The sequence below is a fragment of the Immundisolibacter sp. genome (genome assembly GCF_014359565.1).
Classification (GTDB): Bacteria; Pseudomonadota; Gammaproteobacteria; order Immundisolibacterales; family Immundisolibacteraceae; genus Immundisolibacter.
In genome coordinates this window covers 51,492-72,829 of record NZ_JACIZD010000006.1, presented here as the reverse complement: position 1 = coordinate 72,829, position 21,338 = coordinate 51,492, and the positions used below count along the sequence as shown (strand labels likewise).

At 68.0% G+C, this 21,338-nt stretch carries 20 protein-coding genes; 9 read left to right on the top strand and 11 right to left on the bottom strand.

From position 1 onward, the window contains the following. Positions 1-36 precede the first annotated feature (36 nt). The 4 genes from ubiB to nadA form a co-directional block, all read right to left on the bottom strand. A complete protein-coding gene (gene ubiB, locus H5U26_RS09370) occupies positions 37-1,647 on the bottom strand; it encodes a ubiquinone biosynthesis regulatory protein kinase UbiB (protein ID WP_290618968.1) in 1,611 nt (536 codons plus the stop codon). Beyond that, complete coding sequence (locus H5U26_RS09365) at positions 1,644-2,255, bottom strand: SCP2 sterol-binding domain-containing protein (RefSeq protein ID WP_290618966.1); 612 nt, start codon at positions 2,253-2,255, stop codon at positions 1,644-1,646. The genes ubiB and H5U26_RS09365 overlap by 4 nt, the downstream gene beginning before the upstream one ends. Next, a complete protein-coding gene (gene ubiE, locus H5U26_RS09360; protein WP_290619068.1) occupies positions 2,252-2,998 on the bottom strand; it encodes a bifunctional demethylmenaquinone methyltransferase/2-methoxy-6-polyprenyl-1,4-benzoquinol methylase UbiE in 747 nt (248 codons plus the stop codon). The genes H5U26_RS09365 and ubiE overlap by 4 nt, the downstream gene beginning before the upstream one ends. Before the next feature lie 141 nt (positions 2,999-3,139). Continuing rightward, positions 3,140-4,207, bottom strand: a complete 1,068-nt coding sequence (gene nadA, locus H5U26_RS09355) for a quinolinate synthase NadA (RefSeq protein ID WP_290618964.1) — start codon at positions 4,205-4,207, stop codon at positions 3,140-3,142. Positions 4,208-4,532: 325 nt separating this feature from the next. Between nadA and H5U26_RS09350 the strand changes: the two genes are divergently transcribed. The 4 genes from H5U26_RS09350 to H5U26_RS09335 all read left to right on the top strand — a co-directional run bounded on the left by H5U26_RS09350 (position 4,533) and on the right by H5U26_RS09335 (position 7,817). Continuing rightward, positions 4,533-4,976, top strand: a complete 444-nt coding sequence (locus H5U26_RS09350) for an NfeD family protein (protein WP_290618962.1) — start codon at positions 4,533-4,535, stop codon at positions 4,974-4,976. A gap of 41 nt (positions 4,977-5,017) precedes the next feature. Further along, positions 5,018-5,872, top strand: a complete 855-nt coding sequence (locus H5U26_RS09345; protein ID WP_290618960.1) for a stomatin-like protein — start codon at positions 5,018-5,020, stop codon at positions 5,870-5,872. 167 nt (positions 5,873-6,039) lie between these two features. Next, positions 6,040-6,954: an SDR family oxidoreductase gene (locus H5U26_RS09340; RefSeq protein WP_290618958.1), complete on the top strand. Its 915-nt coding sequence runs from the start codon at positions 6,040-6,042 to the stop codon at positions 6,952-6,954. After that, complete coding sequence (locus H5U26_RS09335) at positions 6,954-7,817, top strand: MaoC/PaaZ C-terminal domain-containing protein (protein WP_290618957.1); 864 nt, start codon at positions 6,954-6,956, stop codon at positions 7,815-7,817. Before H5U26_RS09340 ends, H5U26_RS09335 begins: the two co-directional genes overlap by 1 nt. Positions 7,818-7,911: 94 nt before the next feature. Here H5U26_RS09335 and H5U26_RS09330 read toward each other — a convergent pair whose 3' ends face one another. Both H5U26_RS09330 and H5U26_RS09325 read right to left on the bottom strand, forming a co-directional pair. Continuing rightward, the gene (locus H5U26_RS09330; protein WP_290618955.1) at positions 7,912-9,525 is read right to left on the bottom strand and encodes a UbiD family decarboxylase; all 1,614 of its coding nucleotides are present in this window, start codon (positions 9,523-9,525) and stop codon (positions 7,912-7,914) included. Between the two features lie 153 nt (positions 9,526-9,678). Further along, entirely contained in the window at positions 9,679-11,031 is a 1,353-nt protein-coding gene (locus H5U26_RS09325; RefSeq protein ID WP_290618953.1) for a S41 family peptidase, read from the bottom strand. A gap of 230 nt (positions 11,032-11,261) precedes the next feature. Between H5U26_RS09325 and phaR the strand changes: the two genes are divergently transcribed. Further along, entirely contained in the window at positions 11,262-11,723 is a 462-nt protein-coding gene (gene phaR, locus H5U26_RS09320) for a polyhydroxyalkanoate synthesis repressor PhaR (protein WP_290618951.1), read from the top strand. 94 nt (positions 11,724-11,817) lie between these two features. Then, the gene (locus H5U26_RS09315) at positions 11,818-12,168 is read left to right on the top strand and encodes a phasin family protein (RefSeq protein WP_290618949.1); all 351 of its coding nucleotides are present in this window, start codon (positions 11,818-11,820) and stop codon (positions 12,166-12,168) included. A 68-nt stretch (positions 12,169-12,236) separates the two neighbouring features. Here the strand turns inward: H5U26_RS09315 and H5U26_RS09310 are convergent, their stop codons facing one another. From H5U26_RS09310 to phaC, 5 genes are all read right to left on the bottom strand, one after another. Beyond that, the gene (locus H5U26_RS09310) at positions 12,237-13,295 is read right to left on the bottom strand and encodes an alpha/beta fold hydrolase (RefSeq protein WP_290618947.1); all 1,059 of its coding nucleotides are present in this window, start codon (positions 13,293-13,295) and stop codon (positions 12,237-12,239) included. Continuing rightward, the gene (locus tag H5U26_RS09305) at positions 13,292-13,999 is read right to left on the bottom strand and encodes a hypothetical protein (RefSeq protein WP_290618945.1); all 708 of its coding nucleotides are present in this window, start codon (positions 13,997-13,999) and stop codon (positions 13,292-13,294) included. The genes H5U26_RS09310 and H5U26_RS09305 overlap by 4 nt, the downstream gene beginning before the upstream one ends. Positions 14,000-14,077: 78 nt before the next feature. Beyond that, a complete protein-coding gene (locus H5U26_RS09300) occupies positions 14,078-14,818 on the bottom strand; it encodes a 3-oxoacyl-ACP reductase family protein (protein WP_290618943.1) in 741 nt (246 codons plus the stop codon). 71 nt (positions 14,819-14,889) lie between these two features. After that, positions 14,890-16,170, bottom strand: coding sequence for a polyhydroxyalkanoate depolymerase (phaZ, locus tag H5U26_RS09295; protein ID WP_290618941.1), 1,281 nt, complete (start codon positions 16,168-16,170; stop codon positions 14,890-14,892). A 4-nt stretch (positions 16,171-16,174) separates the two neighbouring features. Next, on the bottom strand, positions 16,175-17,959 hold the full coding sequence (phaC, locus tag H5U26_RS09290) for a class I poly(R)-hydroxyalkanoic acid synthase (RefSeq protein ID WP_290618939.1): 1,785 nt from the start codon (positions 17,957-17,959) through the stop codon (positions 16,175-16,177). A gap of 203 nt (positions 17,960-18,162) precedes the next feature. Between phaC and H5U26_RS09285 the strand changes: the two genes are divergently transcribed. From H5U26_RS09285 to H5U26_RS09275, 3 genes are all read left to right on the top strand, one after another. Beyond that, the gene (locus H5U26_RS09285; RefSeq protein ID WP_290618937.1) at positions 18,163-18,945 is read left to right on the top strand and encodes a citryl-CoA lyase; all 783 of its coding nucleotides are present in this window, start codon (positions 18,163-18,165) and stop codon (positions 18,943-18,945) included. Further along, positions 18,938-20,314 (top strand): MmgE/PrpD family protein, encoded by a 1,377-nt coding sequence (locus H5U26_RS09280; protein WP_290618935.1) that lies wholly within the window; start codon positions 18,938-18,940, stop codon positions 20,312-20,314. The genes H5U26_RS09285 and H5U26_RS09280 overlap by 8 nt, the downstream gene beginning before the upstream one ends. 71 nt (positions 20,315-20,385) lie before the next feature. Further along, positions 20,386-21,333: a VOC family protein gene (locus H5U26_RS09275; RefSeq protein WP_290618932.1), complete on the top strand. Its 948-nt coding sequence runs from the start codon at positions 20,386-20,388 to the stop codon at positions 21,331-21,333. The last annotated feature ends 5 nt before the right edge of the window (positions 21,334-21,338 follow it).

The window sequence follows — 21,338 nt, the reverse complement described above, 5'->3', positions numbered from 1 at the left end:
GCCGGTCCGGCACCGCAGCGCCCTGTCAGCGAACGACTACCCCCGCCGCGGCCACAGCAAGATGATCGTCAGCAGGCCCAGCGGCCACGCCAACGCCGGTATTCCCCACCACACCGGCTGGGCGAAGCCGGCAAGCTGCCCGACCCAGGCCGCCGCGGCCGTGAGTCCCGCCCCGCCCAGTACCAGTTCGAGCCGTCCCGGCCAGCGCCTTCGCGGCGCAGGCGGCGCGAGCTTGGGCCGCTGCGCCTGCTCCAGCGCGCCGTAGACCAGATTCGGCAGCCGCGGCAGGGTTTCCGCCCACAGCGGCGCCTCCTCGCGCAGGGTATTGCGCAGCGCTCGCCAGCCGATGCGCTCGGCCATCCAGCGTTCCAGAAATGGCTTGGCGGTGCGCCAAAGATCAAGCTCCGGATAAAGCCGCCGGCCCAAGCCCTCGATATTGAGCAAGGTTTTCTGCAATAGCACCAGCTGCGGCTGCACCTGCATGTCGAAACGCCGTGCCACCTGGAACAACCGCAGCAGCAGCACGCCAAACGAGATGTCCTTCAGGGGCTTGTCGAAGATCGGCTCGCACACGGCGCGAATGGCGCCCTCGAACTGGTCGACCCGCAGGTCGGCCGGCACCCAGCCGGCGCGCAGGTGGGCCTTGGCCACGGTGGCGTAGTCGCGGTTGAAAAAGGCCACGAAGTTCTCGGCCAGGTAGCGTTGGTCTTCCGGGCGCAGGCTGCCGACGATGCCGAAATCGACCGCGATGTATTGCTCGTTCGGGCCGACGAAGATGTTGCCGGCGTGCATGTCGGCATGAAAGAAATTGTGCTCGAACACCTGCCGGAAGAAAATCTCCACGCCGCGCTCGGCCAGGCGCTGGAAATCGACCCCGGCGGCGTGCATGGCGACGATGTTGTCGATGCCGATGCCACGGATGCGCTCCATCATCATCACGTTCGGGCGCACGTAGTCCCAGTACACCTCCGGGATGTACAGGTCCGGCGAGTGCAGCCAGTGGCGGCGCAGCTGGCTGGCGTTGCCGGCCTCGCGCATCAGATCGAGTTCGTCGAGCAACGTCAGCTCGAACTCACGCACCACTTCCACCGGCCGCAGGCGGCGGGTCTCGCGCACCATGCGGTGCGCGAACCGAGCCAGCATGTACAGCAAGCGGATGTCGCGCCGGATGCGCGGGGTGATGCCGGGCCGCACCACCTTGATGACGATCTCGCGCCCGTCCGGCAGGCGCCCGGCATGCACCTGGGCGATCGAGGCCGAGGCCAGCGGCACGTCGTCGAATTCGGCCAGCACCACGCTCAGCGGCTGGCCGTAGGCAGCCTCGATCAGGCGGCGCGCCTGCTCACCCGGAAACGGCGGCACCTGATCCTGCAGGCGCACCAGCTCGTCGGCGATGTCCGGCGGCAGCAGGTCGCGCCGGGTGGACAGGATCTGCCCGAACTTGACGAAGATCGGCCCGAGCTTTTCCAGCGCCTCGCGCAGGCGCACGCCGCGCGGCGGGCGTTCACCCCAGCGCCAGGGCAGCAGGCGCAGCAGCAGGCGCCCGCCCGGCAGGCGCGGGTGACCGAGGATGATCTCGTCGCCGCCGGCGCGCGCCAACACGAACAGCACCCACCACAGGCGCAGCAGGCCCGGCAGGCTGGTCATTGCTGACGCAGGGCCAGCTTGGCGATGCGTCGTTCGAGCGCGCTGACCGCCTCGTGAAGCTCACGCACTTCGGTCTTGAAGCTGCCCCACTCGGCAGCGCTGACCAGCACCGGGCGCTCGTACTGCAAAAACTCCGCACCGCTGCGCAGCAGCGAATCGGCGCCCTCGCGCAGCGCGCCGGCCAGCGATTCGAGCGCCTGCACGCCGCGCTGCGTCGCCACGTCGCCCAGCCAGGGCGCGAGCAGCTCCGGCCAGTCGATGCGCGCCTCGCGCAGCGCACTGGCGAAGGCGCTGGCCAGATGCTTGTCGCCTTCGATCTGCAGACCCGCCAGCTCGCCGCCGGCCTGGGCGCGCAGCAGATCGGCCAGGCTGCCGCTGATGTGGGCGTCGATCGGTTCCGGCGCGCCGGACAGCCACTGCAAGCCGTTTGCATGCGGCGCGAAGGTGAGCTGCAAGCCCAGCGCCGGCACTTCGAGCCGGATCACGCGCCCCTCCAGCGCCGCCAGCCGTTCCAGCGTCAGTGGGTCCAGCGCCAGCAGCCGGTTCAGGGCGATTTCCAGCGCCGCCAGCGGTACGCCCGTATCCGCGCTCGCCTGCGATTCCGTCACAGCCGGTACCCGCGATGCACGGCCACGATGCCGCCCGTGAGGTTGAAATACTGGCAGCGGCTGAAGCCGGCCGCGTGCAGCATGCCCAGCAGCGTGTCCTGGTCCGGGTGGCGGCGGATCGATTCGGCCAGGTACCGGTAACTGTCGGCATCCCCCGCCACCAGCCGGCCGATGCGCGGCAGCACCTGAAAGCTGTAGGCGTCGTACAGGGGCTTTAGCGGCGCCAGCACCGGCTGCGAGAACTCCAGCACCAGCGCCCGCCCGCCGGGCCTCAGCACGCGGTGCATCTCGGTCAGCGCGGCCTGCTTGTCGGTGACGTTGCGCAGGCCGAAACCGATGATCACGCAATCGAGGCTGGCGTCGGCCAGCGGCAGCCGCTCGGCGTCCAGTTGCAGGTAGCCCACGTTGCCGGCGATGCCGGCATCCAGCAGCCGGTCGCGGCCGCGCGCCAGCATGGCGCCGTTGATGTCCGCCAGCAGCACGCGGCCGGTCGACCCCACCTGGGGCGCCAGCAGGCGCGTCAGATCACCGGTGCCGCCGGCCAGATCGAGCACCCGCTCGCCGCGCCGCACGGCGGCCAGTTCCACCGCAAAGCGCTTCCACAGCCGGTGCAGGCCCAGCGACATCAGGTCGTTCATCAGGTCGTAGCGCGGCGCCACCGAGTCGAACACCTGCCGGACCCGCCGCGCCTTGTCGGCGACCGGCACCTCGCTGAAGCCGAAATCCGTGGTGTCGTGTTCCATGGCGGTACCGATGGCGGGTGAATCGACCGTGACCGGCGGCCGGCGCGCGCGATGGCGCAGCGGGCGCAAGTTTACTCGACCGGCCGCCGCGCCCCGCTCACGACACGATCGTCGCCGCAAGACCTGGCCGGGATCGGGCCCTCAAGCGTCGCCGGCGGTCTGGAGCTTCTGGCGACGGGTGAAGTCCAGCATCCGCTCGATCGGCAGCCGGGCGCGGGCGCCGATGACCGGGTCGACGTGAATCTCGCCGGCGCCGGTTTCCAGCGCATGCAGCAGCGCGCTCAGGCTGTTCATGGCCATCCACGGGCAGTGCGCGCAGCTGCGGCAGGTGGCGCTCTTGCCGGCGGTGGGCGCCTCGATCAGCCGCTTGCCCGGCGCCAGCTGGCGCATCTTGTGGAAGATGCCGCGGTCCGTGGCGACGATGAACTCGTCGGCGTCCACGTCGCGCACCGCCTGCACCATGCGGCTGGTGGAGCCGACCACGTCGGCCTGCGCGATGACACTGGCCGGCGATTCCGGGTGCACCAGCACCCTGGCCTTGGGGTGCTGCCGGCGCAGCGCCTCCAGCTCGGCGCCCTTGAACTCCTCGTGCACGATGCAGGCGCCGTCCCACAGCAGCATGTCGGCGCCGGTCTGCTCCTTGATGTAGGCACCCAGATGCTTGTCCGGCGCCCACAGGATTTTCTGCCCCTGATCGCGCAGGTGGGCCACGATGTCCACCGCGCAGGACGAGGTCACCATCCAGTCGGCGCGCGCCTTCACCGCCGCCGAGGTGTTGGCGTACACCACCACCGTGCGGTCCGGGTGCTGGTCGCAGAAAGCCGCAAAGCGGTCGATGGGGCAGCCCAGGTCCAGCGAGCAGGTGGCCTCCAATTCCGGCATCAGCACACGCTTTTCGGGGTTCAGGATCTTGGCCGTCTCGCCCATGAAGCGCACGCCAGCCACGATCAACGTCGAGGCCGGATGCTCGTGGCCGAAGCGCGCCATGTCGAGCGAGTCGGACACGTAGCCGCCGCTGGATTCGGCCAGCGCCTGCAGCGCGTCGTCCACGTAGTAATGCGCCACCAGCACGGCGTCCTGCGCCTTCAGCAGCTCGCGGATGCGCGCCTCCAGCGCCGCGCGCTCGGCGCCGGCCGGCTCCGGACGCTCCACGTCCGCGGTGCGCGGATAGTCAGTGACCGGGGTGGCGTACAGGGTATCGATGGACATGAATACAGGCTCCAGAAGGCAAACTCGCCTTCCTGCGAAGGGCGTGGAATCTTACGGCATGAGGCCCGAATCGATGCCGGAACGGACCCCGGAATCCGCAGCGAGTGGGTCAAGGGCACCTACTTTTGCCGCCAGGCCCTTCCCCGGCGGCGGCCCGATTCCGTTTCACGCCGAATCGCACAGGAAGCGCTCGACGATGACGCGCAGGTGGGCGCGCACCTTGGGCCTGGGCAATTCGGGGTGCCATGGCGCGCGTCATCGAAGCGGCCCGCCCGGCCGTTGGGCGCACGGTATGATGCCGGCCGGCACAACGCGGGAGGGAACGATGCTCTACTGGCACTGGCTCGCGCTGGGGATGATCTTGCTGATGGCCGAGCTGTTCCTGGCCGGCTTTTTCGTGTTCTGGTTCGGTTTGGGTGCGCTGCTGGTGGGCGCCGTGGTATGGCTTGACCCGAACATCGATCCGGCCCTGCAGTTGCTGGGCTGGAGCGTTTCATCCGGCCTGATGACCCTGCTGTGGTTCCGCTATCTGCGCCCGCTGATGAAGGACCGCACCCAGGCCGGCAACGCGCGGGCTGCGGTCATCGGCGAATCCGGCCGCGTGCTGCGCCCGCCGCATGGCGACAAGCGCGGCATGGTGCGCTTCACCACCCCACTGCTGGGCGACGACGAGTGGGAATTCATCTGTGACGGCCCGGTCGCCACCGGCGACCGGGTGTACGTGAAGGATTTTTCCGGCAACACGCTGATCGTCGAGAAGCGCGACTGAGCCGGCCGTCCCTTTCAATTTTTCAACTGCGGAGCACTGCGATGCCTGGCATTACCTTGGCCTTTATCCTGTTTGCGCTGGTGGTGGTCACCATCGGCCTTGGCGTGCGCATCGTGCCGCAGGGCAGCAAGCACGTGGTGCAGCGCCTGGGCAAATACCACGCCACGCTCGGCCCGGGCCTGAACCTGATCATCCCGTACGTCGACACGGTGGCCTACAAGGTGACCACCAAGGACATCGTGCTGGACATCCCATCGCAGGAAGTCATCACCCGCGACAACGCGGTGATCATTGCCAACGCGCTGGCCTACATCAACATCGTAGCGCCCGAGAAAGCGGTCTACGGCGTCGAGAACTACGTGTTCGCCATTCAGAGCCTGGTGCAGACCTCATTACGCTCGATCGTCGGCGAGATGGACCTGGACGACGCCCTGTCGTCGCGCGAGATGATCAAGGCCAAGCTCAAGGCCGGCATTTCGGACGACATCGCCGACTGGGGTATCACCCTGAAAACGGTCGAGATCCAGGACATCAAGCCCTCGCCGACCATGCAGCACGCCATGGAGGAACAGGCCGCCGCCGAGCGCGCCCGGCGCGCCACCGTGACCCGCGCCGAAGGCGACAAGAGCGCCGCCATCCTGCAGGCCGACGGCCGGCTGGAAGCCTCGCGGCGCGACGCCGCAGCGCAGGTGGTGCTGGCCGAGGCCAGCCAGACCGCCATCCGCAAGGTGGCCGAAGCCACCCAGACCGGCGAGCTGCCGGTGGTCTACCTGCTCGGCGAGAAGTACATCGAGGCCATGCGCGGCATCGCGCAGAGCCAGAACAGCAAGCTGGTGGTGCTGCCGGCCGACCTGCCGGCGGCGGTGCGCGGCCTGATCGGTAGCCTGAAGGGCTAAGAAAACGTTCGGAAAACCATAGGAGCCCGGCTCCGTCGGGCGATCAGCGCGCAGCGAAGCAGCGCTCTACAAGATTTTTTCCGGTGGCGGGCGCCGACAATCCGGGACGGATTCATTCAGCGCCTCCCCAGAATCGCCGCGGCGGCTCGCAACCACAGGAACTCGCTATGCCCGACACGCTCAAGGACAAGGTCATCATCGTCACCGGCGGCGGCGGCGCCATCGGCAGCGGCATCGCGCGGCTGGCCGCGGCGCAGGGCGCGCGGGTGGTGATCAACGACATCGGCGGCTCGGTGGATGGCGAAGGCAGCGATGCCGGCCCGGCCCAGCGCCTGGTGGACGAGATCCGCGCCGCCGGTGGCCAGGCCGTGGTCAGCACCGACAGCGTGGCCAGCTGGGACGGCGCGCAGGCCATCGTGCAGACGGCGCTGGACGCCTTCGGCCGCGTGGATGGCGTGGTCAACAACGCCGGCATCCTGCGCGACGGCATCTTCCACAAGATGTCGCCGGACGATTTCGAGGCGGTGATCCGGGTGCACCTGTTCGGCTCGTTTTACCTGAGCCGCGCCGTGGCGCCGCTGTATCGCGAACAAGGCGCCGGCGCCTTCGTGCACATGACCTCCACCTCGGGCCTGATCGGCAACGTTGGCCAGGCCAACTACGCGGCGGCCAAGCTGGGCATCGTCGGACTGTCCAAATCCATCGCGCTCGACATGCAGCGCTTTGGCGTGCGCAGCAACTGCATCTCGCCGTTCGCCTGGAGCCGCATGATCGGCGCCATCCCCACCGACACACCCGAGCAACAGGCGCGCGTCGAGCGCCTGAAGCGCATGACGCCGGACAAGATCGCCCCGGTCGCCGTGTTCCTGCTGTCGGATGCCGCCGCCGAGGTGAACGGCCAGATCTTCGCCGTGCGGGCGAACGAGGTATTCCTGATGTCGCAGTCGCGCCCGCTGCGCTCCATCCACCGCGACGGCGGCTGGACGCCGGAGCAACTGGCCGAACGCCTGCCTGGCGCCTTCCGGGAACAGTTCTACCCGTTGGCCGTGTCGGCCGACGTGTTCGCCTGGGACCCCATCTGATGGCCATCGACTACCGGCGCCTGCTGGACTGGCCGGTGCCGGAGGTACGCCAGACCTACAGCGTGCGCGACAGCCAGCGGTATGCGCTGGCGGTCGGCTTGGGCGCCGACCCGGTCGATACCCGGCAACTGCCCTTCGTGTACGAACACAACCCGCAGGCGCTGCCCATGCAGGCGGTGGTGCTGGGCTACCCCGGCTTCTGGATGAAGGACCCGGCCACCGGCGTCGACTGGGTGCGCCTGGTGCACGCCGAGCAGGGCCTGCGCCTGCACCGGCCGCTGCCGGCCAGCGGCGAGGTGATCGGCCGCACGCGCGTGGTCGGCATCAACGACAAGGGGCCGGGCAAGGGCGCCATCGTCTACAGCCAGCGCACGCTGCACGATGCGGTGAGTGATGCCCTGATCGCGACGCTGGACAGCAGCACCTTCTGCCGCGGCGACGGCGGCTGCGGCGGATCCGATGCGCCGCCCATGCGGCTGGCACCAACCCCCGAACGTGAGCCGGACGCGGTCTGCGAACTCCCTACCCTGCCCCAGCAGGCGCTGTTGTATCGCCAATGTGGCGACTTCAACCCGCTGCACGCCGACCCGGCCGTGGCCCGCGCCGCCGGTTTCGAGCGGCCCATCCTGCACGGCCTGTGCACCTTTGCCGTGGCCGGCCACGCCCTGCTGCGCACGCTGTGCGACTACGACCCGGCACGCCTGACGCAACTGCAGGCGCGCTTCTCGGCGCCGGTCTACCCGGGCGAGACGCTGCGTACGGAAATCTGGCACGAGGCGGGCGCCGTGGCGTTTCGCACACTGGCGGTAGAACGCCAGCAGGTGGTGCTCAGCCACGGCCGGGCGCAAATCGACACCCGCTGACGCACCCGATCACCCGGATCGGCATTCGAAGCGGGCTTGTGGCCGCAGCAGCTCTCGTTCCGGCAGCGCGCCGCCGGAACGAGACGATCGGCGCTTACTCCAGCGTGCGGCGCTGCCCGCGCTGCTTCTGGCCCGTGACGAAGTAATCGCCACGCGCGGCCAGGGCGGCTTCTTCTTGTTCCTCGGCCGACCAGCTGCCCAGGTTGTAACCGAACCAGGGCTTGCGCAGCTTCAGCTCCGGCAGGCCGAGCTCCTGCCACAGCGCGATGGCGCCTTCCATGAACTCCTTGCCCGGGAGCGACACAGGCGGGTACGGCCAGTCGCGCGTGGCATCGATCAGCAGGCCCGACATGCGCGGCTTCTCGCCGGTCAGGCCGCGGTTAGCACCCGGCGGGGCGATGGACGGGTCCAGCGCCATCAGCGGGATGTCCACCACGCGCACGTCCCGGTGCGGCTGCATGGCGTAGGACAGGGCCCAGTAGATGGCGTTCGGATCGTGAATGTCGACGTCCTCGTCGACCACGATGGCTACCTTGCCGACGAATTTCTTGGACAGGTGGTCCAGGATGCGCGTGGCGTCGTCCTCCTTCGCGCGGCGGATGCGCACCAGGCACACCCCGAAGGAGCCGGATGTCTCCGGGAAGTGGACCTCCTGCACGCAATCGAAACCGCCGGCCTTCAGGTAATCGAAGCAGGCCGCAGTCCAGCCGATGCCACGAATCTTGGACGATTCGCTCGGCGGGAACTGCGACAAAAAGGCCTGGTAGATCGGCTTGTTACGCATGGTAATTGCCGTGACTTCCATGAACCACGAGTAATCCCGCGCGGCCATGTAGCCGGGGAACTCGCCGAATGGGCCTTCCATCTCCTGGATGTTGGTCGGCACGAAGCCCTCGACCACGATCTGCGCCTGCGCCGGCACCAGCAGGTCGTGCGACACGCACTGCGTCAGTTCGATCGCCTGGCCGGCCAGGCCGCCGGCCACGTCGTACTCACACACGTCGTTGGGCAGGCGGGTGACGGCGGCGTAGGAAATGGCCGGCGGCACGCCGATGACGATGGCAGCCGGCATCCTGTCGTGGCCGCGCTCGCGCCACATTTCGATGTGCCGGCGCATGCCATAACCGGGCGAGGCCGGATACACGCCGATGCGGTCCTCGGCCTTGACCATGCCGCGGTAGTTGCCGACGTTGTGCAGGCCAGTGTCCGGATCCTTGCTGATCCAGTGCGAGGCGGTGGTGTAGGGCGCGTTGTCGAAGCCGGGAGTCGAGATCGGGATCGGCAGGCGCGACAGGCAGCGCTCTTTCAGGTCATCGCCGCGCAGGATCTGTTCGTGCACTGGACCGGTGCTGACGATGACCGGCGCGATCGGATGCGCCTGGGCATGGTCCCAGCGGCGCGGGATTTCCTCGACCGTGCACTGCAGACCGAGTGCGTAGATGTCCGACGAGCCGGCCATGGCGCACAGCACCAGCGGCATGTCGTACTTGCGGCCCTTGGCGTCGGTGATGTTCTCGAACAGCCAGGCCTTGCGGTCCTTTTCTTCAAGACCCCGGAACTGCAACCGCACCAGCGGGTGCATCTGCGTGTCCTTGTCGATCGGCCGGGTGACGCGCTGCAGCTTGCCGGCCCGCTCCAGGGCATCGATGTATTCGTTCAGGTCCCGGTAATACTGACCGGACGGCAGATCGGACGCGGCGGTGGCCATGGCGTTTTCTCCTCGATGCGCAACTGAAAGAGCGCGAGGGTAGACGTCAGGTAACCGTACGGTCAATCGGGAACGCCCCCGACAACAGCATCTGCGGCGCGGTATAGCCAACCAACGCCGCCCGACACCCCGGCCGGGCGGCCGCGCGCCGAGCTACTTGGCCCGCGATTGCACGATGTTGAGCGCCCGCAGCAGGTTCAGCGCCTCGTGCACGCCGAAGTCAGCCTTGGCCAGGCTCACCTCCTTCGTGTCAGTCGCCGGCTGGTCAGGCGCCGCCTTGGGCGCGGCGCTCGTGGCCGGCTTGGCCTTGCCGTTGGGGTTGTCCAGGTGCCGCGCCAGGTCGCGCTCACCGAGTGGCTGGAAAGGCTGCTCGAGCGCGGTCAGCTGCACCCGCTCCAGCGGCACGTCCGGCTCGATGCCTTCGGCCTGGATGGAGCGCCCCTTGGGCGTGAAATAACGAGCCGTGGTCAGCTTCAGGGCCGCGCTCTCGCTGATCGGCAGGATGGTCTGCACCGATCCCTTGCCGAAGGTTTTCTCGCCCATGATGATGGCCCGGCCGTTGTCCTGCAGGGCACCGGCGACGATTTCCGAGGCCGACGCCGAACCGGCGTTGACCAGCACCACGATGGGCACACCTTCGAGAATGTCGCCCGAAGTGGCGGAAAACTTCTGGGCCGCTTCCGGTCCGCGGCCTTCGGTGTAGACGATCAGTCCGTCACTGATGAAGGCATCCGACACCGACACCGCCGCCGTCAGCACGCCGCCCGGGTTGTTGCGCAGGTCCAGCACGAGTCCTTTCAGCGCGCCGCCGTTCTTCTCCTTCAGCTCCGTCACCGCGTCGCGCAGCTTGCGCCCGGTATTGACCTGGAACTGGGACACGCGCAGATAGCCATAACCGGGCTCCAGCGAACGACTGCGCACGCTGTTGACCTTGATCACCGCCCGCGTGAGCTTGATCTGCAGCGGCCGCTCCTGGCCCTCGCGCACGATGGTCAGGGTGATGTCGGTCCCCGGCGCGCCGCGCATCAGCTTGACCGCCTCGTTCAGCGACAGACCCTTCACGGCCGTGTCATCGAGCCGGATGATCAGATCGCCTGCCAGAATGCCGGCTTTCTGGGCGGGCGTATCGTCGATCGGCGACACCACCTTCACGAAGCCGTCTTCCATACCGACCTCGATGCCGAGGCCGCCGAACTCACCGGAGGTGCCTTCCTTCAGCTCCTGGAATTCTTCCTGCTCCAGGTAGGCCGAGTGCGGATCGAGGCCGGCCAACATGCCGCGGATGGCGCTCTTGAGCAGGTCGGCGTCGCTGACCGGCTCGACGTAATTCTGGCGAATGATGCCCAGCACCTCGCTGAACAGGCGCAGTTCCTGCACCGGCAGATCCATGGTGGCGCCGGCCGGGGCAGCATCGCTGCGCTCGGCATGGGCACCGTCACGCAGTACCAGCAACGCGCAGAAAAATCCGACGGCAATCAGGGCCGACGCCTTGAACAGCTTGGACATGAGTACTCCGAAAGGCCGCGCTGGCGGCACCGACCTCGCCTGCCGGCAAGGATTCATCTACGCGGAAAGTATAAGGCCGCAACGCAGAAGTCCGGGGCGCGCAGGCCCGCGCCGGCCGCCGCCGGGCGGACTGCGCCGGCTGTGTACAATTCGTAAGCCAGCCTCCGATCGCGACATGATCGAAATCGCGCCGCGGATCGTGCAGTCCCATCAGGCGGAGTCGACAGCCCGTGCGGATTCTGAAGAAATATCCCAATCGCCGCCTGTACGACACCGTCCAGAGCTGCTTTGTGGCCCTCGAAGACGTCAAGCGCCTGGTGCTGTCCGGGGAGCCGTTCGAGGTCCACGACTCCAAGACCGGCGAAGTCATCACCCGCAGCGTGCTGCTGCAGATCATCGCCGAGCAGGAAGCCGACAGCGGCAGCTCACTGCTCACCGACGAGGTGCTGCGCCAGCTGATCCGCTTTTACGGCGACAGCCTGCATGGCCTGCTGCGGGAGTATCTGGAGCGCAGCATGGCCATGTTCATGGAACAGCAGGGCGCCTTTCATGAGCAGTTGCGCACCATGCTCAGCGGCCACCCGCTGAACATGATGTCGCGCCTCGCCGAACAGAATCTGGATATCTGGAGCCGCCTGGCGAACTCCATGCGCGGCGATGCGGCGGGCGAGGGAAACCCGGCCAAGAAGTGATTTCTGCGGTGCACAAACTGCTTGACATCGAAAACGTGGCCGCCTAGCATGACCCCTGCGTTTTTGCAGTGCAGAATTTGCGGAGGTTAGGCGCATGTACAACGTCATGGACAGCATGAAAGACCAGATGAAACCCCTTGCGGACCTGACCGCGGTCGGCACCCAGGCGTTTGAGAAACTGCTCAAGAAACACGTCGATCTGGCCGGTGACTGCTTCGAATCCGGCCTGGCGCAAGCCCGCCAGTACAGCTCGCCGACGGACTTGCCGGCCCTGATGGGCGCGCAGGGGGCCTTCATGGCCGACATGGGCAAGAAAATGTTCGATCTGGCCAAGTTCGACATGGAAGTGATCGCCGAGGCCAACCAGGCGCTGGCCGGCATGCTCGAAAGCAGCATGAAGTCGATGACCACCATGCCGGCCTGGATGAGCACCAAGCCCGCCTGAACCGGCGCGCACGAGCCCGTCCGCACGCCGGACGGGGGCCTCTGCCAAGGCCCCGCGACGCAGACGCGTCAGCGGGGCTTTCTTTTTGGACTGGCGCGCAGAAAGCGGCTGACGGCCGGCGGGACGATGGCCAGACCGTGACTCCCGGCGAAAACGCCCACATGCCCGCCGTCGACGGCCAACTCCCGGTAATTCCGGCCGCCCATGGCACGCCGCAGGGCCTGCGATGCGGCCGGCGGAACCAGGTGATCGGCCCGCGCATGGACATTCAGGATCGGCAGGCGCAAACGCGACAGATCGACCGTCCGGCCATCCAGGACCAGTGCGCCGCGCACCAGAGCATTGTCCCGATAGCAGCCGGTCACGAACTCAAGCCAGGCTCGTCCGGCCTGATCCGGATAATCCCCCTGCCATGCCAGCAGCCTGCGCAGGCGTTCGCGCCTCGGCGCATCGACGGCGCCGTCCAGCCAGGGCGCGCGCACTGCCCCGGCGCCCCGCAGCGGACGCAGCAGGGCAAACACGGCGGCGAGCACGGCGCCGGGCAGGTTGCCATCGGGCGCCAGTAGAGCGGGCAGGTCGAGCACTCTGGCCAGATGCGCCAGCACGTCGCCGGGCGTGTGAAAGTCCACCGGCGTCACCAGCGTCACCAGACGATGCAGGGCGCGCGGTTCCAGGCTGGCCAGGCACAGGGCGAGCGTACCGCCCTGGCAGATACCCAGCAGATCCACCGTGCCGGCAGCGGCGTGACGCTGCACCACCTGCACCGCGCCGTGCAGATACCCGCATACGTAGTCGGCCAGCGACAGCCCGGCATCGCTGGCATCGGGGCGACCCCAGTCGAGCAGATACAGCGGATGGCCGAGGCCCTGCAGGCACTCGACAATCGAGCTGCCGCGGGCCAGATCCAGCACCTGCGGGCTGTTGACGAGCGAGTAGACCAACAGCAACGGGCGAGCTGCCGGCTCACGAAGTGGCGGGTAGTAGCGCAGGCTTGCCTTGCCTTCCACGGACAGGCGCTCGGCGCTGCGGTCGGCCCAGACCACCGGCTCGGCCGGCGCGGCGAGCATGGCATCGATCCGTTCCCGCTGCGCCCGCACGGCGTCGGTGTCCAGATCGGGAAACATCATGCGCCTTGCGCCAGCTTGCGAAGCTGCCGGCGAATGGCAGCAAGCTCCTCGCTCAGTGCCCGCTGGCCGGCGCCATCGAGCTGCACGCCCAGGGCCGCCTCCAGGCACTGCCGGTGCGCGACGCGCAGGGCCGCCGCGGCAGCCGCCACGCCGGCCAATGACGCGCCCCATGTCGGCGCGCGAACGATTTCCGACTCGACCTCATCCTGACAGCGCTGCCAATGCACAAACAGCCCGGCTGCACTCGTGATGGCGGTCGCCGGGCGGACCTGCTCTAGCCGGTTCAGCGTGCGGGTGCCCAGGCCTTGGTACGGCAGGCAGAACGCATCGAGCTTTTGCCGGTAGCCGGCCAGTGCCAGCCAGAACCCGGCGCCAGCCGCCAGCCAGCCGGGCAACGGGAGGGCCGGCAGCTCAGGCGCCGCGACGGCCGGCACCGGCAGTTCGACCAGCGGCTCGAACCACGGCCCGGGGCTGCACACACGGCGCAGCTGGCGCAGACGCTGCCGGTCGATGTGTCTTGCCAGCGCCGCCAGCGCGACCCGCGCCGGTTCCGCGGCCCCCGCCTCCAGGGCCTGTTGCCACTGGTCGAGCAGCACCCGGTAGCCCTCCAGTTCACCACCGAAGGGGTCTGCATCGGCTGCGGCGGGCATCGAAGGCGCCGCCTGGAACAGGGCAAGCCAGTCGGCCGGGGCGAAAGCGGTCACGGCAGCAACGCGAAATCGGCATGGACCACAGGGCGGCGGATGCTAGCACGACGGTGCGTGCCCGCCTGCCGGACATGGCTACATGTACACGCCGCCGTTGACGTTGATCTGCTGGCCGGTGATGTAGTCGGCCTCGGTGGCGATGAAGGCGACCACCTTGGCCACCTCCTGCGCCTTGCCGAAGCGTCCCATCGGAATGCGGGCGCGAATCTTTTCCTGCACGTCCGGCGGCACCTTGGACAGCATTTCGGTCTCCGTGAAGCCGGGCGCGATGGCGTTCACGGTGATGCCGTAGCGGGCCAGTTCCAGCGCCGCGGTCTTGGTGAAGGCGATGATGCCGCCCTTGCTGGCGCCGTAATTGGCCTGGCCGAAATTGCCGGCCTGGCCGACGTACGAGCTGATGTTGATGATGCGCCCGTAGCTCTGCTCGATCATGATCGGCATCACGGCCGAGGTGCAGTAGTACACGCTGCCCAGATTGGTGTTGATGACCTGCAGCCAGTCGTCATCGGTGAGCTTGCGCAGGGTCTTGTCGCGCGTGATGCCGGCGTTGTTTACCAGCACGTCGATGCGTCCCCACTGCGCCTGTACCTCGCCGATCAGGCCGCGTGCCTGGTCCGGGTCGGCGACATCGGCCTGCAGACACAGGCAATCGACACCCAGGGCGCGCACCTCGCCGGCCACCGCCTTGGCTTCGGCTTCTGCGCTGCGGTAGTTGACCACCACGGCCATGCCGCGGCGGGCCAGTTCGAGTGCGATGGCGCGGCCAATGCCGCGGGACGAGCCGCTGACAATGGCCACCTGCCGGGCTTGGGACATCGGGTTTCTCCTCTTCTACCGATTCAACTACGAAACGCCGCGCTGCTTCAGACCGCGCGCCCGGCCGATGGTTACGGCGGTGATGGGAGCTTTTTCCTGCCGCGGGTCACCGGGGCCTTTGCCGACGTCCGCTCCCCGGCGCTGGCGCGTATGAACTCGCCAATGACCGGCACGATCAACTCGCGCCAGCGGCGGCCGCTGAAGGTGCCGTAATGGCCGACTTCCGGTTGGACGTAATGCAGTTTCCGTGCCGCCGGCAGGTTGCAGCACAGGCCTTGCGCCGCTTCGGTCTGGCCTGGCCCGGAAATGTCGTCCTTCCCGCCCTCGATGGTCAGCAGCGCCGTGTGTTCGATGGCTGCCGGATCGACCCGTTCACCGCGGTGGTGCATCACGCCCCGCGGCAGGGCATGTTCCTGGAACACCGTACTGATGGTTTGCAGGTAGAACTCCGCGGACGTGTCCATCACGGCCAGGTACTCGCGATAGAAATCCCGGTGCTGCTGCGCGCTGTCGCCGTCACCCTGCACCAGGTAGTTGAAGAAATCCTGGTGCGCGTCGACGTGACGCTGGATGTTCATGCTGATGAAACCGGACAGCTGCATGAAACCCGGATAGACCCGTCGCCCAAAGCCCGGGAAGGTCGCCGGCACCGTGGCCAGCAGATTGCTCTCGAACCACTCCAGTGGGTGATTCATCGCCAGGTCGTTGGGTACCGTCGGGCTGACGCGGGTGTCTATGGGCCCGCCGATCAGGGTCATGCTGGGCGGCGCCAGCGGATCCTTGCGGGCGGCCATCAATGACACCGCCGCCAGCACCGGCACCGCCGGCTGGCATACGGCCAGCACGTGCGTGTCCGGCCCCAGCGTGTGCAGAAAGCCGATCACGTAGTCGATGTAGTCGTCCAGGTCGAAGCCGCCGTCCACCAGCGGCACCATGGCCGCGTCCAGCCAGTCGGTGATGTAGACGTCGTGATTCGGCAGCAGGGCGCGCACGGTGTCGCGCAGCAGGGTCGCGTAGTGGCCGGACATCGGCGCCACCACCAGCAGGCGGGGGTCGTCGCGCAGCGCGCCGCGCCGAAAATGCAGCAGGTCGCAGAACGGCTCGCGCTGCACAGCCTCAAGGGTAACCGGCACCTGGACGCCGTCGATCAACGTGCTGGGCAGGCCCCATTCAGGCTTGTCGTAGCGGCGCGTGACGTTGTCGAACAGCTCGCAGCTGGCCGACAGCCAGCGCGCGGCGGCCGTGTCCCGCCACGGATTGTCCGGATGGCGCAGCATCCGGCTGGTCAGGTCCGCCGCCGCGCGGGCCGGGGCCAGACCGGCGTGGGCAATTTCCCGCATGTGGTAGAGCATCCGATCACTCCTTGTGGCTGGTCATGCGTACGTACGAACCGGGTGCGTCTTCGATGGCCGGCAATCCGCCCGTGCCGGGCATGCGGGCCATGACCTTGCCGCCGGCCCGCCGGCCGAGCCAGAACTTCCAGTCCGGCCACCAGGAACCGGCGTGTTCCTGCGCCGCCGTGCGCCATTCCTCCGGGCTCGCCGGCAGGCTGTCGCAGGTCCAGTGCTGGTATTTGTGCGCGGCGGGCGGGTTGATGATGCCGGCGATGTGGCCGGAGCCGGACAGCACGAAACGCGTCCTGCCACCCGGCAACAGCGCTCCGGCGTAGACCGAGCGCCACGGCGCGATGTGGTCCTCGGCGGTAGCCACGAAATAGCACGGCACGGTGATTTTCGACAGGTCGATCGGCACCCCGGCCAGGGTGATGCCGCCCGGCTCGCGCAGGCGGTTGTGCAGGTACATGTTGCGCAGATAAAAGCTGTGCATGGCCGCCGGCATGCGCGTTGCGTCCGCGTTCCAGAACAGCAGGTCGAACGGCGCCGGGTCCTTGCCCAGCAGATAGTTGTTGACGAAGAACGACCAGATCAGGTCGTTCGCGCGCAGCAGGTTGAAGGCCGTGGCCATGTCGGCACTGTCCAGATAACCGGTCTGGGCCATCTTGCCCTCCAGAGCGGATATCTGGTCCTCGTCGATGAACACCCCCAGGTCGCCCGGCTCGGTGAAGTCGAGCAGGCTGGCGAAGGTGGTCGCCGACTTGATCCGCTCGTCCTCGGTGGCCGCCATGTACGCCAGCGTGCTCAGCAACAGCGTGCCGCCGATGCAGTAGCCGACTGCGTTCACCTCGCGCTCACCGCAGGCTTGTTCGATGGCGTCCAGCGCTGCCAGCGGGCCCTCGAGCATGTAGTCCTCGAAGGATTTTCCCGCCAGCTCGGGCCCCGGGTTGACCCAGGAAATCATGAACACCGTGTAGCCCTGCTCCACCCACCAGCCGACCAGCGAATTCTTCGGCTGCAGGTCCATCACATAGAACTTGTTGATCCACGGCGGCACCACCAGCAGCGGGCGCCGGTACACCTGATCGGTAACCGGGGTGTACTGGATCAGTTGCATGAGGGCGTTCTGGAACACCACCTTGCCGGGCGTGGCCGCGATGTTGACGCCCACCTCGAATGCGTCCGGATCGGTCATGCGCGGATCCAGCCGCCCGCCGCCGCGCTGCATGTCCTCCAGCATGTGCCGCAGGCCGTGCAGCAGGTTCTGTCCGCCGGACTCCACCGTGGCGCGCAACACTTCCGGATTGGTGGCGACGAAGTTCGACGGCGACAGCGCATCGGCGAACTGGCGCGTGTAGAAGGTCAGCTTGCGGCGTGTGGCCGGATCGAGGTCGCCCACGCCGCTGACCTGTTCCAGCAGCCACTGGCCGGTCAGCAGATAGCACTGGCGTATCAGGTCGAAGGCTGGCAGTTGCCAGTCGGCGCCACGAAACCGGCGATCCGCCGCAACGCCGGCAGGTGGCGGCGTCTGGCCGGCCAGGGCAGCCAGGCTGCGTTGCCACAGCTGGGCATAGCCTTCCCAGAGCTCGGCCTGCGCCTGCAACAGGCGCCCGGGGTCGGCGAGCAGGGACTGGTTGAACAGCGCCAGGGCCTGCAGCAGCCCCCCTGCCATGCTGTTCAGCACCGGGCCATCCAGCACCGGCTGCTGCCACGCATCCTGCATCTGGTCCTGTATCTGCTGGGCAACCTGCGCCAGCTCCTCCAGCACCGCGCCCGGATCCATCGTGGCGCTGTTCTCATTCGGCATGAATAAGCCTCCCGGAGTGCCCCCCCCCGGATGCGGATTGTGCACTGCAAAAAGACACCTCGAAGGGTAGTGAAAAGCCGATCGGCTGTAAAGGCGAGCGGCGTGGGCGCGCGGCCGGATTGCTGTTGCGGCCGCCCCGAAACTGTCATCATTTCGCGCGTCGGACCAAAACACATCCCAGAACCACCGGAGAAACCGCCGTCATGGCCGACCAACGCCAGCCCACCACCGCCATCTGCGCCTACACCAGCGACGCCATCTACGTGCGCGACAAGAGCCTGGTCGACGAGCTGATCGGCGAGGTCACCTTCACGCAGATGATGTTCTTCCAGATCATGGGCCGCATGCCGACGCCGGCCGAGGTCAAGATCGTCGACGCGGTGCTGGTCACGCTGATGGAGCACGGCATCACGCCCAGCGCCATCGCCACCCGCCTGACGCTGATGAGCGCGCCCGAGTCCCTGCAAGGCGCGGTCGCGGCCGGTCTGCTGGGGGTCGGCGGGCAGTTCCTGGGCACCATGCAGGGTGCGGCCGAACTGATTGCCGAAATGATGGCCGCCGGGGACGGCGTACCAGCTGCCGCCGAGCGCATCGCCAAGCGGCATCGCGCGAGCAAGACCGCCCTGCCCGGCTTTGGCCACAACCTGCACCGGCCGGACGATCCGCGCACACCGAAGATCCTGGCCGTGGCCACCGCCGCCGGTGTCCCGGGCAAGCACATCGCCGCCCTGCTGGCGCTGGGCGAGGCCGTGGACCGCGTCTATGAGCGTCACATCACCATCAACGCCACCGGCGCCATCGCCGCCGTGCTGTCGGAAATCGGCATCCCGGTGGAGGTCATGCGCGGCTTTGCGGTCATCACCCGGGCCGCCGGTCTGGTCGGCCATGTCAAGGAGGAGCTCGAAAACCCGGCCGCCCGCGGCATCTGGGACGCCGCCACGCACGCGGTCGAGTATTCCGGAACCGCCCTCAAAACCGATGCTTGAGGCCAGCCTCACCGAGCGCCTGGCCGACTGGCAACTGGCCCAGCACCAGACCGGCTTCGCCGCCGCAGACATCGAGGCCGCCCGCCTGCTGGTGCTGGACTGGCTCGGTTCGGCCCTGGCCGGGATCGGCACGGATACCGGACGCATTTTTCTGGAATACGCGCGCCTGCAGCCGGCCGGCAAGGTGACCTTGCTGGGTCTGTCCGAAGGCCGCTCGGTGGAAGTCGCGGCGCTGGTCAACGGCGCCCTGTCGCACATCGTCGAGATGGACGACGTCGAGCGCGAGTCGGTCACGCACCCCGGCGCGGTGGTGGTGCCGGCCGCGCTGGCGGTGGCCGAGCGGGTCGGCGCCAGCGGCCTTGACCTGCTGGCCGCCGTAGTGGCCGGTTACGAGCTCATGGTGCGCGTGGGCTCGGCGCTGGGCGCCGAGCACTACTACCACTTCCACAACACCGCCACGGCCGGCGTGTTCGGCGCCGCCGCCGCCGCCGGCTGGCTGCTGGACCTGGACCGCGACCGGCTGGTATGGGCGCTGGGCAACGCCGGCACGCAGGCCGCCGGCCTGTGGCAGTTCAACGACGAGGGCGCGCTCACCAAGCCGCTGCACCCCGGCCGGGCGGCTGCCAACGGCGTGCTGGCGGCCATCTTGTCGCGCCTGGGCTTGACCGGCGCCCGCCACATCCTGGAGGGCGAGCGCGGTTTCTTCGCCGGCCTTGCGCCGCGCGGCGACCCGCAGCAGGTGGTGGCGCACCTGGGCGAAACCGGCGAGCCGCTGCGTGTGCAGAAAATCTCGATCAAACCGCACGCGTCCTGCCGGCACACGCATGCGCCCATCGATGCGGCATTGGCGCTGCGCGCGCAGTTGCCACCCAACGCGACCATCACTGCGGTGCGTGTCAGCACCTACAGGGCAGCGCTGACCCTGTGCGACAAACCGGACCCGCACACCGCGCCGGACGCCAAGTTCAGCCTGCAGTTCTGCGTCGCCTCGGCCCTGCTGCGCGGCCAGGTCGGCCTGGCGGAATTCTCGGACGCGGCGCTGGCCGACAGCGCCGTGCGCGCGCTGCTGCCGCACATCGAAGTCGCCATCGATCCGGCGCGCGAGGCGGCGTACCCAGGCTGCTGGTCGGCGGCCGTGGAGCTCACGCTGGCCGATGGCCGGACCTTCAAGGCCACGCAAGACCGGCCGAAGGGCGATCCGGAAAATCCGCTTTCGGTGCCGGAGCTGGAAGCCAAGTTCCGTAATCTCGCCGCCGCTGGTGGGGTTCACAGCGCTCAGGTCGAACGCCTGCTCGATTGGCTGCGCGCGCTGGCCAGGCCCGAGCCATTCGACCCGCTCCCCCTGCGCGAGCTGGCGCGGCGCCCCTGACCGAGCACCGGCTGCGCACTGGCGGCCGAACATGCCGTGCGCGGCGCAGTCATCACTGGAGTCAATACCGCATGACACTCTGCCTTGGCCGCTTCAACCGCTTCGGCATGGTGGTTGGCAATCTCGAAGCCGCGATGAAGGCCTATGCCCAGGTGTTCGGCATCCGCCAGTTCGAGCTGTGCCGGATCGATGGCCGGCCGGCGGCGCTGGGTGGCTTCGGCAGCCTGCGCCTTGAGTTGATCGAAGGCAGCGCCGGCGGCGATGTGCTGGGTGAATTCTTCGACCGTCGCGGCGAGGGCATGAGTCACGCCGTGTTCATGCCCGACCGGGACGACGCCCGGGAGCAGCTCGCCGGGCAGGCGGTGGCGCTTGGAATGGGGGTGGAAATCAGCGGCGATCGGGTCACCATCGCCAGCCGCGCCCAGCTTGGCGGCCTGGCGCTGGTGGCCCAGTCGGCGCCGTCACCGGTAAGCGGCCGGCGCAGCTTCCACTACGAGGCGCTGCTGCCGACCCAGAAGCTGTTCCACATCGGCATGGTGGTGCGCGACCGGGAGCTGGCCATCGGCAACTACCAGCGCCTGCTGGGTATCGACGGGTTCCTGCGCATGGAACTGCACACCGACCAGGACCTGCGGGTGTGGATAGACGGCAAACCGGCGCTGCATCACGCGCGAACGGCCTTTGGTCGTATCGGTGAGTTTGCCTGCGAGCTGATGGAACCGCTGGGCGGAGACGGCATGTACCAGCGTTTCCTGGCGGCCCATGGCGAAGGGCCGCAACATTACTTCCCGACCATCCTCGACCCGGCCGATTTTGCCGCCGTGCGCGATGGCCTGGCCCGCGCCGGACTTGCGGTGCGTCTGGAAGGCGCCATCGGCGACGCCATGAGCTATTACTACCTGGACAGCACGCCGCTGATGGGCATGTGCATCGAAATCATCGTGGCGCAGCGGCCGGACTGGTGGCAATCGCTGGGCATGAACGCGCAGGACGCCTGGCGGGTGGGACTGGACGGCTGACCGCG